Below are 14,981 nucleotides of genomic sequence, written 5' to 3'. Positions count from 1 at the left end.
TGCATCATGGATACGTTGAGCTACCTCGGTCAGGGCTTCGGTGTTGCCCTGACCCCCTACAACCTGATCACCGCGCTGATCGGCACCCTGATCGGCACCGTCGTCGGCCTGCTGCCGGGCCTGGGCCCGATCAACGGCGTGGCCCTGCTGATCCCGGTGGCCTTCGCCCTCGGCCTACCGCCGGAGTCGGCGCTGATCCTGCTGGCCGCCGTGTACCTGGGCTGCGAATACGGCGGACGGATTTCCTCGATCCTGCTGAACATCCCCGGCGAAGCCTCCACCGTGATGACCACCCTCGACGGCTACCCCATGGCACGCAACGGCCTGGCCGGCGTGGCCCTGTCGCTGTCGGCCTGGAGCTCGTTCATTGGCGCCTTTATCGCCACCTGCGGCATGGTGCTGTTCGCCCCGCTGCTGGCGAAATGGGCGATCGCCTTCGGCCCGGCGGAATACTTCGTGCTGATGGTCTTCGCCATCGTCGCCTTGGGCGGGCTGGCCGGCGACCGGCCGCTGAAGACGCTGCTGGCAGCGCTGCTCGGGCTGTTCCTCTCCAGCGTCGGCATCGACGCCAATAGCGGCGTGTACCGCTTCACCTTCGACAACATCCACGTCTCCGACGGCATCCAGTTCGTCGTGCTGGTACTGGGCCTGTTCTCGGTCAGCGAAATCCTCCTGCTGCTGGAGAAGACCCACCACGGCCACAAGATGGTCGAAGCCAGCGGACGCATGCTGTTCAACGCGAAGGAAGCGGCCTCGGTGGCGGTGGTCAACCTGCGCTGCGGCCTGCTCGGCTTCATCATGGGCGTACTGCCCGGCGCCGGCGCGACCCTGGCCAGCGCCGTGGCCTACATGACCGAGAAGAAGATGGCCGGCGAGTCGGGCAAGTTCGGCAAGGGCGACCTGCGCGGCCTGGCCGCCCCGGAAACCGCCATCGGCGCCTCCGCCTGCGGCGCCCTGGTGCCGATGCTGACCCTCGGCGTACCCGGCTCGGGCACCACCGCGGTTATGATCGGCGCGCTCAGCCTGTACAACATCACCCCCGGCCCGCTGCTGTTCCAGGAACAGCCAAACATCGTCTGGGGCCTGATCGCCTCGCTGTTCATCGCCAACGTCATGCTGATCATCCTCAACGTGCCGATGGTCCGGGTGTTCACCCGCATCCTCTCGGTGCCGAACTGGGCGCTGGTGCCGGGCATCGCGATCATCACCGCGATCGGCGTGTACGCCGTGCACGCCACCACCTTCGACCTGTTCCTGATGGTCGCCATCGGCATCCTCGGCTACATCCTGCGCAAGCTGGACTTCCCGCTCTCGCCGCTGCTGCTGGGCTTCATCCTCGGCGGGCTGATGGAGCAGAACCTGCGTCGCGCGCTGTCCATCTCCAACGGCGAACTGGGCATCCTCTGGTCCAGCCCCATCGCCATCGGCACCTGGGCGCTGGTCGCGCTGATGCTCGGTTTGCCGCTCTACCGCGCCTGGCGCAAACGAGCCCGCCGCTCCCGCGAGGCGCTGGCTGACGCCGCGTAAAAGCAACCACGCTCGCCGCGTCGAGACGCGCGGCGACTTTCAAGGCCCGCCTTTGTGCGGGCCTCTTTTTTGGCTGGGTCAGGTGGCGTGGGAAACGCGCAGCGAGATAGTCCAGGTCTCGCCGCTGACCGGCTTGGCGCAAACGACTTCCATAACCTTGCGCACGAGCTCGCGCCCATCCGGCGCGAACAGGCGAATCTCGCCCCAGCGGGTGTCCAGCGGCACCGTGCAGCGCGCGACAAGAACCTTCGGATTGGCAGCGGCAACCGTCCAGTTCGCCCGCAGGCGAGCATTCTCGGAGGCGATGAAGGCGCGGGCCGTCTGATCGATTTCGTAAAGCCCGTGGATGGTAGCGGTGGAACGCTGGGACTCGATGGGCGGGTCGCCAGCAAGGCAGGCCCCGCCGAGCAGCAGGCCCGGCAGGATCAACAGCCACCCACGCCGGAGCAGCGGTATCACGCCGGCGGCAGCGACCAGTCGATGGGCGTAAGGCCGTGCTGCTCGAGGAATTTGTTGGTGCGGCTGAAATGGCCGTTGCCGAGAAAGCCACGGTAGGCCGACAGCGGCGACGGGTGCGCGGACTTGAGCACCAGGTGCTTCTGCGGATCGATCAGCTTCTGCTTGCTATGCGCATGGGAGCCCCAGAGCAGGAATACCAGGTTCTCGCAGCGCTCGCTGACCACTTCGATAATCCGGTCGGTGAAGGGCTGCCAGCCGGCTTTCGCATGGGAGCCGGCGTTGGCCTGCTCGACGGTCAGCGAGGTGTTGAGCAGCAAGACGCCCTGCTCGGCCCAGTGCTGCAGATAACCGTGATTGGGGATCGGCAGGTTGAGGTCGCGTTGCAGCTCTTTATAGATGTTCTGCAGCGATGGCGGCGTCGGCACGCCTGGCTGTACCGAGAAGCACAGGCCATGGGCCTGGCCGGGGCCGTGGTACGGGTCCTGGCCGATGATCACCACCTTGATGCGCGCAAGCGGCGTGGTGTTCAGCGCGTTGAAGATCAGCGGGCCGGGCGGGAAGATCACCTTGCCGGCGGCCTTCTCCGCGCGGAGGAATTCACCCAACTGCTTCATGTAGGGCTTCTCGAACTCCTCGTGGAGGGCTTCTTTCCAGCTGGGTTCCAGCTTGATCCGATCTTCGTTGGTCATGGTGCGTCTGCCTGGTGAAACGAACCGGCACGCTAAGCAAGCGCCCCGGTCAAGTCAAGGCGCCTTGCGCCGCACCGCCCACCCGCCAGGCAAACGCGGCACACCGCTGCCCAGGCCGGCAAGCATCCACACCACCACGGCAAGCGTCAGCCCCAGGTGAAACAGCTCGCGGCGTGGCACACCGGCCAGTTCACCGCGGGTACCGATCAGCAGGCCGCTGCCGATGAACAGTAGTGCGCCGAGCAGGGCCAGAAGATGGCGCCGCGAGCGCCCCGGCCAGGCGATGACTAGAAGTGCAACGAGGTTGGTCAGCAGCGTGACCTGGGACGGCAGCATCACCAGCGCCATGCACGCCAGCAACACCAGCGCGCGCTGCAAGGGCGAACCGGAGAGCCGCCCCAGCGCGATCAGCGGCAAGCCGACCGCACCGGAGAGCACGCTCGCCAGATGATGCGGTTCGACCAGCACCGTGGCGCCACCGTACTCCAGTGCTCCGAGAAACGCCGCAACGCCCATCGACACGAAGCCCAACGCCCGCCAACCCTGTTGCTCGCGCAGGGCAAGCCAAGCGGCGATGCAGCAGGCCAGGGTCAGCAGCAGTTCGGCGATCACGGGCAGCATGGGTCATTCCTTTATTGTCGTCGCCGCAGACTAGCGAGCCTCGACTCGATCTGCACGGTGTCACACGCCATCCCGGTAGACGCCGCGCGTCAGGCTCAACCGGTATGCAGCGCCCGGTAGTGACTGGGCGCCATGCCTACCACGCTCTTGAACAGCCGCGAGAAGTAGTACGGATCGGCGTAGCCCAGTTGCTCGGCGACCTGGCGCACTTCGAGATTGCCCTGATCGAGCAGGCGACAGGCGTGGGTCATCTTCAGCCGGATGAAATCCTGGATCGGCGCCTGGCCGGTCAGCGCGCGGTAGGTCTTGGCGAAGTGAAAGCGCGACAGGCGGAACTGCGCGGCCAGTTCGTCGAGGTTCAGCGCGTCGTGCAAATGCTCGCGCATCATCGCCTGCACCGCCTCCACGTCCAGCACCCGGCCGGACTTCAGCCGCGCGCGCGCCGGGCGCAGGGCCAGGGAAGTCAGCAGGCTCTGCAGCAGGTGGGCGGCATGGATGAAGTGCGGCAGGCTCAGGCCCTGGCGGCGCAGCGCCAACAGCGCATCGAATTCCCCGAGGATGCGCGGCTGCACGCCCACCCGCAGGCGCGGCGATTTGCCCAGCGGACGCAGGAAATCCTCCGCCAACCGGCCGTCCAGGTGCACCCAGAAGATCGACCAGGGCCGCTGCGGATCGGCCCCATAGGCATGGGCACGGCCTTTGGGCAGCACCAGCAGGTCACCGCCGGTGACCTCGAATCGTCCATCCGCTGTTTCCAGCCAGCCTTGCCCGGCGCTGCAGTAGATCAGCAGGTGATCATCAGGGATTTCCCGCTCCATGCGGTGCCCCACGGCTGCCGGGTAGTAGCCCAGGGCCAGTGGATAGCAGGCCTGACCCAGCGGATGGCGGTCCAGCGCGCGGCGCAGGCGTGGCGGAGTGATGAAGCGCACGCCCTGCTGCGGCAGCGGCCAGGTGGAAATGAGCGGGCGGGACACGGCTGGCCTCCGGAATCGGCAATGCCAAGATCGTCCATCCATTGCCCAAGATCGTCAATCCACAGCTGCGGGCGCAACCGCTATAACCGGAACTCTCCAAGCGAAAAGAACGCGTGCCGCCACGCACGCCGCTGTAGCCGACAAGAATAAACAGAGGTAGCTGCATGCATTTCGATCTGTCCGAAGAACAACGCCTGCTGGTGGGCAGCGCCCGCGCCTTCGCCAGCCGCGAACTGGCGCCCCACGCCGCCGACTGGGACCGCCAGCACCACTTCCCGGTGGAGGTCATCCGTCGCGCCGCCGAACAGGGCTACCTGGGCCTGTACATCGCCGAAGAGGACGGCGGCCTGGGCCTGTCGCGGCTGTCCGCCTCGCTGATCTTCGAGCAACTGGCCGCCGGCTGCGTCGCCACCACCGCCTACATGACCATCCACAACATGGCCAGCTGGATGCTCGCCAGCTTCGCCGACGCCGCGCTCAAGGAGCAGTGGCTGCCGGGGCTGATCAGCGGCGAGTTGCTGGCCTCCTATTGCCTCACCGAGCCGGATGCCGGCTCCGACGCCGCGCGCCTGCGCACCCGCGCAAGGCGGGATGGCGACGACTACGTGCTCGACGGCGCCAAGACCTTCATCTCCGGCGCCGGCAGCACCGACGTGCTGATCGTCATGGCGCGCACCGGCGAGGAAGGCGCCAAGGGCATTTCCTGCTTCCTGGTGCCGGCCAACGCCGAGGGCATCCGCTACGGCCGCAACGAGGACAAGATGGGCTGGAAGGCCCAGCCGACCCGCACCATCACCTTTGAAGGCGTGCGCATTCCCGCCGGCAACCGCATCGGGCCGGAAGGCCAGGGCTTCGTCTATGCCATGAAGGGCCTGGACGGCGGCCGCCTGAACATCGCCAGCTGTTCCCTCGGCGCGGCCCAGGCGGCGCTGGAGCAATCGCTGCGCTACGTCGAGGAACGCAAGCAGTTCGGCAAGGCGCTGGCCGAATTCCAGGCGTTGCAGTTCAAGCTCGCCGACATGCTCACCGACCTCACCGCCAGCCGGCAGATGGTGCGCCTGGCCGCGCACAAGCTGGACCACAAGGACGGCGAGGCGACGCTGTATTGCGCCATGGCCAAGCGCTTCGCCACCGACCGCTGCTTTGTGTTGTGCAACGAGGCGCTGCAACTGCACGGCGGCTACGGCTACCTCAACGACTACCCGCTGGAGCGCTGGGTGCGCGACAGCCGCGTGCACCAGATTCTCGAAGGCACCAACGAGATCATGCGGGTAATCGTTGCCCGCCGTCTGTTGGAACAGGGTGGGATGCTGGATCGGTTGCTGTGACCACCAAGCAATTTGGGAGCAGGCGGACAGCCCCCTCTCCCCCGCCCTCTCCCTGAAGGGAGAGGGCGCCGTCCGGCGTTTCGAGGTTGTTTCCGACTCAGCCGGTGAGTACCGGGTTTTCCAAGCGCTCAGGACAGTCTCCTCTCCCTTCGGAGCGGGGCGCGCAGCCAGGGTCAGGGAGAGGGAAGCCCGGCAAGAAATGGAAAAACCGCCCGCCGATGCGGGTGCAATCGAACAGAACGGACATGGACTCATCACGGCCGACCTGCCTAGAGTCCATGCCCATGACCGCCAAGGAGATGCCCATGAGCAACGCCCTCGAGCCCTACAAGCCCGGAGTCTTCGACCTGACCCACAAGCTGACGGTGGAAAAGCACGGCCACACCGCGCTGATCACCATCAACCACCCGCCGGCCAACACCTGGGACCGCGACTCGCTGATCGGCCTGCGCCAGGTGATCGAACACCTGAACCGCGACGACGACATCTACGCCCTGGTGGTGACTGGGCAGGGGCCGAAATTCTTCTCCGCCGGCGCCGACCTGAACATGTTCGCCGACGGTGACAAGGCGCGCGCCCGCGAGATGGCCCGCCGCTTCGGCGAAGCCTTCGAAGCGCTGCGCGACTTCCGTGGCGTCTCCATTGCGGCGATCAACGGCTACGCCATGGGCGGCGGCCTGGAGTGCGCGCTGGCCTGCGACATCCGCATCGCCGAGCGCCAGGCACAGATGGCCCTGCCCGAAGCTGCCGTGGGCCTGCTGCCCTGCGCCGGCGGTACCCAGGCGCTGCCGTGGCTGGTGGGCGAAGGCTGGGCCAAGCGCATGATCCTCTGCGGCGAGCGCGTGGATGCCGAGACGGCGCTGCGTATAGGCCTGGTCGAGCAGGTCGTCGACGCCGGCGAGGCACGCGGCACGGCCCTGCTGCTGGCAGCCAAGGTCGCGCGCCAGAGCCCGGTGGCGGTGCGCACCATCAAGCCGCTGATCCAGGGCGCCCGCGAGCGCGGCCCGACCACCTGGCTGCCGGAGGAGCGCGAGCGCTTCGTCGACCTGTTCGACGCCGATGACACCCGCGAAGGCGTGAACGCCTTCCTGGAGAAACGCGATCCGCACTGGCGCAACCAATAAGGCCCCGACCATGAATGTGATGTTCGAAGAACGCCCCGGCCTGCACGGCTTCCGCATCGGCGTGGTGACGCTGGACGCGGAGAAGAGCCTGAACGCCCTGAGCCTGCCGATGATCGAGGCGATGAACCATCAACTGCGCGTGTGGAAGGACGACCCGCAGATCGCCTGCGTGGTGTTGCGCGGCAACGGCGGCAAGGCCTTCTGCGCCGGCGGCGACGTGCGCAAGCTGGTGGACGCCTGCCGCGAGCAGCCCGGCGAAGTTCCCGCCCTCGCCCGCCGCTTCTTCGCCGACGAATACCGCCTGGACTACCTCATCCATACCTACGGCAAACCGCTGATCTGCTGGGCCCACGGCTACGTGATGGGCGGCGGCATGGGCCTGATGCAGGGTGCCGGCGTCCGCATCGTCACGCCCAGCAGCCGCCTGGCCATGCCGGAAGTGAACATCGGCCTGTACCCGGACGTCGGCGCGAGCTGGTTCCTCGCCCGCCTGCCCGGCCGCCTCGGCCTGTTCCTCGGCCTGACCGCCACGCAGATGAACGCCCGCGACGCACTGGACCTGGACCTCGCCGACCGCTTCCTGCTCGATACCCAGCAGGAAGACCTGATCGAAGGCCTGGTGCAACTGAACTGGCGCGAACAGGCCGACGTGCAACTGCACAGCCTGCTGCAGGCACTGGAAAACGAAGCCCGCGGTGAATTGCCGGATGCCCAGTTGCTGCCGCGCCGCGAACGCCTGGATGCGGTGCTCGACAGCGCCAACATCGCCGAGGCCTGGCACGCCCTCACCGCACTGGCCGATGACGAGGACACGCTGATCGCGCGGGGAGCGAAGACCCTCGCCTCGGGCTGCCCGCTGACCGCTCATCTGGTCTGGGAACAGATCCGCCGCGCACGCCATCTGTCGACTGCCGAGGTGTTCCGCATGGAGTACGCGATGAGCCTGAACTGCTGCCGCCACCCGGAGTTCCCGGAAGGCGTGCGGGCCCGGCTGATCGACAAGGACAACACCCCGCACTGGCACTGGCCGGATATCGCTGCCATACCTGATGCTGTGGTGAATGCGCACTTCGACGCGACCTGGGAGGGCGAGCATCCGCTGGCGGATCTTTAGCCGCCCCTGCCGTCCTCTGTAGCTGCGTAGGGCGCATAACCTGGAACAGGTTATCCGCCGCCCACCTGAGTGGCGGATAACGCTTGCGCGTTATGCGCCCTGCGAGAGCTGCCGCCCGGAGCTGGCATGACTTCTCCTGGCGCTGGAGTGCCCTGCGGTCCAACAGGAGGAAACCAGCATGCAAACCATCGCCTTCATCGGCCTCGGCCACATGGGCGCCCCCATGGCCGCCAACCTGATCAAGGCCGGCTACCTGCTGCGCGTGTTCGACCTGGTGCAGAGCGCCATCGACGGCCTGGTCGTCCAGGGTGCCAGCGCCGCCCGCAGCGCCCATGACGCGGTGGACGGCGCCGACGTGGTGGTCACCATGCTGCCGGCCAGCGGGCACGTCGAGGGGCTCTACCTCGGCAACGAGGGCCTGCTGGCGCACATTGCCCCCGGCACCCTGGTGCTGGAGTGCTCTACCATCGCCCCCGCCTCGGCGCGCAAGGTCCACCAGGCTGCCGTCGAGCGCGGGATTCCCATGCTCGATGCACCGGTCTCCGGCGGCACCGGCGGCGCCATCGCCGGTACCCTGACCTTCATGGTCGGTGGCGACGCCGAGGTGCTCGAACGCGCCCGCCCGGTGTTTTCCGCCATGGGCCGGAACATCTTCCACGCCGGCGGCGACGGCGCCGGGCAGGTCGCCAAGGTGTGCAACAACCAGCTGCTCGCCGTGCTGATGATCGGCACCGCCGAATCCCTCGCCCTCGGCGCCGCCAACGGGCTGGACCCTGCCGTGCTGTCGGAGATCATGCGCCGCAGCTCCGGCGGCAACTGGGCATTGGAGGTGTACAACCCCTGGCCCGGCGTGATGGAGAATGCCCCCGCCTCACGCGGCTACAGCGGTGGCTTCATGACGTCGCTGATGACCAAGGACCTGGGCCTCGCGCTGGAAACGGCGCAGGTCAGCGGCAACAGCACGCCCATGGGCAGCCTGGCACTGGCGCTGTATCGCCTGCTGGTGAAACAGGGCCATGGCGAGCAGGACTTCTCGGTGGTGCAGAAACTCTTCGATAACTGACCTTATTGTAAAGCCACGCTTACGAGTGCATGGCGTAAGGGTGGCTTTATCCACAACCGCGTCGGGTCGAAGATGAATCACCTGCCGCCAGCGCGCGGCGATTTCTCCCACAAAGGTGATTCCATGAACATTGCCCTGATCGGCGCGACCGGCCACGTTGGCCACTACTTCCTCGAAGAAGCCCTGCGCCGCGGCCATAGTGTGACCGCGCTGGTGCGCGACCCGGCGAAGCTGCCGGCGCGCGACAACCTCAAGGTGGTCCAGGCCGACGTCTACGACCCGGCCCAGGTCGCCCGCGCCGTGGCCGGGCAGGACGTCGTGGTCAGCGCATTCAATGCTGGCTGGGGCAACCCGGATATCCGTGGCGCCCACGCCAAGGGCAGCCGCGCCATTCTTGACGGCGTGAAGGCGTCCGGTGTGAAGCGCCTGCTGGTCCTGGGCGGCGCCGGCAGCCTGGAGATCGCCCCCGGCCAACGTCTGGTGGACAGCCCGGAATTCCCCGAGCAATGGAAACAGGGTGCACTGGGCGCCGCCGACGCGCTGGACCAGTTGGGCGCCGAGAAGGAACTCGACTGGGCTTTCCTCAGCCCGGCGATGCTGCTCGACGGCGAAACCCGCACCGGCAGCTTCCGCATCGGCGGCGACCAGGTGTTGTTCGATGGCAACGGCGAGAGCCGCATTTCCCTGCCGGACCTGGCGGTGGCGATGATCGATGAGGCCGAGCAGGCCAATCATCATCAGCAGCGGTTTACCGTGGCGTATTGATTCGCTGCGGCTGGTTCGCGAGCAAGCTCGCTCCTACAGACACGGATTGCCGCATGGCGCTCTTGTAGGAGCGAGCTTGCTCGTGAACCGTGTTCCAGCCAACGCGCAGGAGTTGAGCTGATCGCGGACGGAGTCCCGTGCACCCACAAAAAAGGGCCATCCCATGGGATGGCCCTTTTGCGCAGGCCCTCTCGGCTTACCGCTCGCGCAGCGCTTCCGCCTTGGCCCGCAGGATGGGCTTGAGCAGGTAGCTGAGGATGCTCTTCTTGCCGGTCATGATGTCCACGGTGGCGATCATGCCGGGGATGATCAGCAACGGCTTGTCGTCGCTGCCCAGGTGGCTTTTGCGGGTGCGCAGCTTGATCAGGTAGAAGCTGTTGCCGTCCTCGTCGGTGACGGTGTCGGCGCCGATCTGCTCCAGGTCCGCCTGCAGGCCACCGTAGATGGTGTAGTCGTAGGCGGTGAACTTGACCATGGCGTGCTGGCCGGGGCGCAGGAAGGCGATGTCCTGCGGACGGATGCGCGCTTCCACCAGCAGGGTGTCGTCCAGCGGGACGATCTCGATCAGGTCGCTGCCCGGCTGGATCACACCGCCGATGGTGTTCACCAGCAGTTGCTTGACGATGCCGCGCACTGGCGAGGTGACCAGGGTGCGGCTGACGCGATCCTCCAGCGCCTTGCCGGTGGCGGTGGCCTTGCTCAGCTCGGTGCGGGCTTCGTTGAGTTCCTTCAGTGCATCGCTGCGGAAGCGCGACCGGGTTTCGGCAACCTTGCGCTCCACTTCCTTCACCGCTGCCTCGGCCCGAGGGATCGCCAGGGTGGTGGCATCGAGCTGGCCACGGTTTTCCACTTCACCGCGCTTGAGACGCAGCAGTTCCACCTGGGACATCGCGCCCTGCGCCACCAGCGGCTCGGACATGGAAATCTCCTGGCGCAGCAGGTTCAGGCTGTTGCGGTACTGCGCCTGCTTGGAGACGAACTCGCGCAGTTCCTGCTGCTTCTGCACCAGCTGTTGCTGCAGGCCATCGGTTTCGTCCTTGAGCTGCTGCTGGCGGCTGTGGAACAGCGCCTCTTCACTGCTGGCCTGGCCGGGCACCTTGGCGCGCACATCGTCGGGGATGTTCAGCGCGCGCTCTTCCACCTCGGCAGACAGCCGCTCCACCCGCAGGAACATCGCCAGGCGGTCGGCCTCGGTTTCGCCGACGTTGGACTGGAAGCGCGTCGGGTCCAGGCGCATCAGTTGCTCACCGGCCTGCACCACCTGCCCTTCGTGGACGAATATCTGCGAGACGATGCCGCCTTCCAGGTTCTGGATCTTCTGTACCTTGGACGAGGGAATCGCCTTGCCCTCGCCGCGGGTGACCTCGTCGATCTGCGCGAAGTGTGCCCAGAGCAGCAGGAAGGCGACGAAGCCGATCAGGATCCAGATGGTCAGGCGCACCACGCGCGGCGCGTCCTCGATCAGCGCCTTGCTGACTTCCGGAAGCGGCTGGCCGGAGAGGTTGTCGCCGCCCTTGAAATAGCCACGGACAGAGTGGCGGATACTGCCCAGAGGATTAAGCGACACTGATCTGCCCCTTCTTCAGTGCATCCATGACCACGTCCTTCGGACCGTCGGCAATGATGCGTCCCTTGTCGATGATCACCAGGCGGTCCACCAGGCTGAGCATGGAGGCGCGGTGGGTGACCAGCAGCAGTGTCTTCTCGCCCATGATCGATTGCAGGCGCTGTTTGAGGCGCTCCTCGCCGGCGTTGTCCATGGCGCTGGTGGGTTCGTCCAGCAGCAGGATCGGCGGGTCGAGCAGCAATGCGCGGGCCAGGGCGACGTTCTGCCGCTGGCCGCCGGAGAGGTTGTGGCCACGCTCGCCGACCTGCAGTTCATAGCCCTGCGGGTGCAGGCGGACGAACTCGTTCACGCCGGTCAGCTCGGCCACTTCCAGCACGCGTTCGTCATCGATGTAGCGCGCGCCGCTGACCAGGTTGTCGCGCAGGGTGCCGCTGAACAGGCTGATGTCCTGCGGCACGTAGCCGATGTTGTGGCGCAGCTCGCTGATGTCCAGTTGGCGCACGTCGGCGCCGTCCACCAGCAGGTTGCCGTTTTCGGGCTGGTGCAGGCCGACGATCAGCTTGGCCAGGGAGCTCTTGCCCGAGCCGCTGCGGCCGATGATGCCGACCTTCTCGCCGGCGCGGATCTGCAGGTTGATGCCGTGCAGCGCCGCAACCTGCTGGTTCGGATAAGCGAAGTCGAGGCCGCGCATCTCGATGCCGCCGCGCAGCTGCGAGCGGGTCAGCGGACGTTCGTCGGCGTTGCGCTCCTGCGGCAGCTCCATCATCTGGTTGGTGGTGGCCATGGACAGGCGCGCCTGCTGGTAGCGCTGGATCAGCCCGGAGAGCTGGGTCAGCGGGCCGAGGGCGCGGCCATTGAGCATGTAGCAGGCGATCAGGCCGCCCATGGAGAGGTCGCCGGCGATGATCAGGTAGACGCCGCCGATGATCATGACGACCCCGGCCAGCGCCTGGATCAGCACGGTGATGTTCATCGCCAGGGTCGACAGCAGCTTGACCCGCAGCTCCAGGCGGCTGAGGGTGCCGATGGTCTGCTCCCAGAGGTACTGGCGCTCGCTCTCGGCGTTGTTGACCTTCACCGCGTCGAGGCTGGCGAGTGTCTCGATCAGGCTCGACTGGCGTTCGGCGGCCAGCGCCATGGTGCGGTTCATGGTCTCCACCAGCGGCTTCTGCAGCAGCCAGCCCAGGCCCGCGGCCAGCGGGAAGGCAACCAGCGGGACGAACACCAGCGGCCCGCCGATGATGCCGATCACCAGCAGGATCAGCAGGGTGAAGGGCATGTCGATCAGGGTGGTCAGCGTGAGCGAGTTGAGGAAGTCGCGCAGCGTCTGGAATTCGTGGATGTTCTGGGCGAACGAGCCGACCCGCGCCGGGCGGTACTTCATGCTCATGCCGACGATGCGCTCGAACAGCGTCGCCGAGATGATCAGGTCAGTCTTCTTGCCGGCCAGGTCCAGGCACAGGCCGCGCATGGTCTTGAGCAGCAGGTCGAACAGGTAGGCGCCGCTGATGCCGATGGCCAGCACCCAGAGGGTGGCGGCGGCCTGGTTGGGCACCACGCGGTCGTACACGTTCATGACGAACAGTGGAGCGGCCAGGGCGATCAGGTTGATCAGCAGGCTCGCGGCGACGGCGTCGACGTAGAGCCAGCGGGAACGCTTCAGGGTGTCGCGGAACCAGCTCTTGGCGCGCGGGATCAGCTCGCCGTGCTGCAGGTCGAACTTGTGCTGCGGCTGGGCGAAGAAGGCCTGGCCGGCGTAGTCCTCGCTCAGCAGCTCGCGGGAAACGCGCACTTCACCGCCATCGCTTTCCGACAGCAGCAGGCGCGCATCGCCATTGCTTTCCCAGCCCAGCAGCACTGCGCAGCGCCCTTCGCGCAGCAGCAGCATCGCCGGCATGGCGAGGGCCGGAATCTGCCCCAGCTTGCGCTGCAACAGGCGCCCTTGCAGGCCGGCGCGAGCCGCCGCACGGGGCAGCAGCTCGGCGGAGAGGCGCTGCCCGGGCAGCGGCAGGCCGCTGGTGAGCATGGCGCGGCTGGCCGGCTTCTGGTGCAGCTGACAGAGCGTCAGCAGGCTGTCCAGCAGCGGGTCGTCGAGCAGACCGCGCGGATCGTGGCTTAGGGGTACTGCGCTGACTTCTTGATCCACGCGGATGCTCTCTCGGGCAGGTTAGTTAAGGCCGGGCAGCTGGACTCGCGGCTTGATGTCTTCGGAAGCCACCGCAGCCATCGGTGCTACCACGCCCTGGCTCTTGAGCAGCTCGCCCAGGGTCGCCTTGATGCGGTACTGGGTGAACAGCTCGGTGTACTTCAGGTCGACCAGACGGCGCGAAGCGTTGAACAGTTCGTTCTCGCTGTCCAGCAGATCGAGCAGGGTGCGCTCGCCGATGGTGAACTGCTTCTGGTACGCCTCGCGCACGCGGGTGCTGTAGTCCACATACTGGCGGGCGATCGGCAGCTGGTCGCGGGCGTTGTTCAGGGCGTTCCAGGACAATCCGAGTTCCTCGTTCAACTGGCGCAGGGCGTTGTTGCGGATATCCAGGGCCTGGTTCGCCTCGTAGGACTTGGCTTCCAGCTCGGCCTTGTTGCTGCCACCGGCGAACAGGTTGTAGCGCATGCGCAGCATGGCCTGCCATTCGTTGTTGTGGCCTTCTTCTCCGTCGAGGTTGTTATCGGCACCACGGGAAAGTTCTGCATCGAATCTCGGATAGAAGGTCGATTTCGCCGCGTCGTACTGCTTCTCGGCGGCGGCCACGTCGGATTCTGCGGAGCGCAGGATCGGGCTGTTTTCCACCAGCTGGCGACGGGCGGCCTGCAGATCTTCCGGCAACTGGCCGGCAAGACCGGTCGGGTCGCTCAGGTCCACCGGGTCGCTGCCCACCACGCTGTAGTAGTTGGTGCGGGCGTCGGCCAGGTTGGTCTTCTCGGTCATCAGGTTGTTCTGCGCCTGGGCCAGGCGGGCCTCGGCCTGGTCCTGGTCGGCGAGGCGACCAACGCCGCGGGCACTGCGCAGGCTGATCTGGTCGTAGACGCGCTGGTGGTTCTTCAGGTTTTCCTCGGCCAGACGAACCATTTCCTGACGACGCAGCACATCGGTGTAGACCTGGGCGACATCCAGCGCGGTGCGCTCGGAGGTTCCCAGCAACGCGTAGGCGCGGGAGTTCACGTTGGCCTGCTGGCGGCCGACTTCGCTGGAGGTGGCGAAACCGTCGAACACCATCTGGCGCAGGGCAAGGTTGGATTCGCCACGGTTCAGGGTTTCCCAGTGGTCGCCTTGGCCACGGGTGGTGGTGTTGTCGGAGCCTTCACGGCCATAACCGGCGGTCAGGTCGACGGACGGCAGGTAGCCACCCTTCGCCGCACGCAGCTGCTTGTCCGCGGCGAGTCGGGAGTTCACCCCGGCCTGGATTTCCGGGTGGTACTCCAGGGCCTTCTGCATGGCCTGGTTGAGCGAGTCGGCGTGGGCGGGCAGGACGAATGAAAGGGCGAAGGGCACTACAGCAGCGAATCGCATACGCATGAGGAAAACATCCTTATCAATGGGATAGCCGCAGCGATTCGATTGCCGCAAATAGCGTCAAAAGACCGGCGAATGCGCTGCAAGGAAGCATCGAAAAGCGTGATGTATTTCACGCTAAATTTTTTTACGCGAGCACCCGATATCAAAGTGACATCGATTTGCCAATTGTTTAGGATGGCAATCGAATGGTCAATACATTGGCATATACGTAATTTCCATCCGCTATAAGCCAT

Annotated in this window: 13 protein-coding genes; 6 read left to right on the top strand and 7 right to left on the bottom strand. The window is 66.2% G+C overall.

The window, feature by feature from the left end; all coding sequences use genetic code 11:
- Window positions 1-6 precede the first annotated feature (6 nt).
- The gene (locus RS899_RS02640; protein WP_054909006.1) at window positions 7-1,527 is read left to right on the top strand and encodes a tripartite tricarboxylate transporter permease; all 1,521 of its coding nucleotides are present in this window, start codon (window positions 7-9) and stop codon (window positions 1,525-1,527) included.
- Window positions 1,528-1,605: 78 nt separating this feature from the next.
- On the opposite strand, the gene RS899_RS02635 is transcribed toward RS899_RS02640, so the two are convergent.
- The 4 genes from RS899_RS02635 to RS899_RS02620 form a co-directional block, all read right to left on the bottom strand.
- A complete protein-coding gene (locus tag RS899_RS02635) occupies window positions 1,606-1,956 on the bottom strand; it encodes a hypothetical protein (RefSeq protein ID WP_315809024.1) in 351 nt (116 codons plus the stop codon).
- Window positions 1,957-1,982: 26 nt separating this feature from the next.
- Window positions 1,983-2,675: a uracil-DNA glycosylase gene (gene ung, locus RS899_RS02630; protein ID WP_315809023.1), complete on the bottom strand. Its 693-nt coding sequence runs from the start codon at window positions 2,673-2,675 to the stop codon at window positions 1,983-1,985.
- A gap of 54 nt (window positions 2,676-2,729) precedes the next feature.
- The gene (locus RS899_RS02625) at window positions 2,730-3,296 is read right to left on the bottom strand and encodes a hypothetical protein (protein ID WP_054909010.1); all 567 of its coding nucleotides are present in this window, start codon (window positions 3,294-3,296) and stop codon (window positions 2,730-2,732) included.
- A gap of 95 nt (window positions 3,297-3,391) precedes the next feature.
- Window positions 3,392-4,312 (bottom strand): AraC family transcriptional regulator, encoded by a 921-nt coding sequence (locus RS899_RS02620; RefSeq protein ID WP_054909011.1) that lies wholly within the window; start codon window positions 4,310-4,312, stop codon window positions 3,392-3,394.
- A 122-nt stretch (window positions 4,313-4,434) separates the two neighbouring features.
- On the opposite strand from RS899_RS02620, the gene RS899_RS02615 reads away from it, so the two are divergent.
- From RS899_RS02615 to RS899_RS02595, 5 genes are all read left to right on the top strand, one after another.
- A complete protein-coding gene (locus RS899_RS02615) occupies window positions 4,435-5,598 on the top strand; it encodes an isobutyryl-CoA dehydrogenase (protein ID WP_315809022.1) in 1,164 nt (387 codons plus the stop codon).
- Window positions 5,599-5,903: 305 nt separating this feature from the next.
- Window positions 5,904-6,722: an enoyl-CoA hydratase gene (locus RS899_RS02610; protein ID WP_054909022.1), complete on the top strand. Its 819-nt coding sequence runs from the start codon at window positions 5,904-5,906 to the stop codon at window positions 6,720-6,722.
- Window positions 6,723-6,732: 10 nt separating this feature from the next.
- Window positions 6,733-7,836, top strand: coding sequence for an enoyl-CoA hydratase/isomerase family protein (locus RS899_RS02605; RefSeq protein ID WP_169941397.1), 1,104 nt, complete (start codon window positions 6,733-6,735; stop codon window positions 7,834-7,836).
- A 178-nt stretch (window positions 7,837-8,014) separates the two neighbouring features.
- Complete coding sequence (gene mmsB / locus RS899_RS02600; RefSeq protein ID WP_054909014.1) at window positions 8,015-8,899, top strand: 3-hydroxyisobutyrate dehydrogenase; 885 nt, start codon at window positions 8,015-8,017, stop codon at window positions 8,897-8,899.
- Between the two features lie 123 nt (window positions 8,900-9,022).
- Complete coding sequence (locus RS899_RS02595; protein WP_315809021.1) at window positions 9,023-9,664, top strand: NAD(P)-dependent oxidoreductase; 642 nt, start codon at window positions 9,023-9,025, stop codon at window positions 9,662-9,664.
- 196 nt (window positions 9,665-9,860) lie between these two features.
- Here RS899_RS02595 and RS899_RS02590 read toward each other — a convergent pair whose 3' ends face one another.
- The 3 genes from RS899_RS02590 to RS899_RS02580 are packed head-to-tail and all read right to left on the bottom strand — an operon-like array spanning window position 9,861 to window position 14,748.
- Window positions 9,861-11,231 carry an HlyD family type I secretion periplasmic adaptor subunit gene (locus RS899_RS02590; RefSeq protein ID WP_054909016.1) on the bottom strand — a complete coding sequence of 457 codons (1,371 nt, stop codon included), beginning with the start codon at window positions 11,229-11,231 and terminating at the stop codon, window positions 9,861-9,863.
- A complete protein-coding gene (locus tag RS899_RS02585) occupies window positions 11,221-13,377 on the bottom strand; it encodes a type I secretion system permease/ATPase (protein ID WP_054909017.1) in 2,157 nt (718 codons plus the stop codon). Before RS899_RS02585 ends, RS899_RS02590 begins: the two co-directional genes overlap by 11 nt.
- Before the next feature lie 21 nt (window positions 13,378-13,398).
- Entirely contained in the window at window positions 13,399-14,748 is a 1,350-nt protein-coding gene (locus RS899_RS02580; RefSeq protein ID WP_037016421.1) for a TolC family outer membrane protein, read from the bottom strand.
- Between the last annotated feature and the right edge of the window lie 233 nt (window positions 14,749-14,981).

Origin of the sequence: Pseudomonas sp. C9-3 (assembly GCF_032392015.1) — a bacterium.
Classification (GTDB): Bacteria; Pseudomonadota; Gammaproteobacteria; order Pseudomonadales; family Pseudomonadaceae; genus Pseudomonas; species Pseudomonas nitroreducens.
This window is presented reverse-complemented; position numbering and strand designations above follow the sequence as displayed.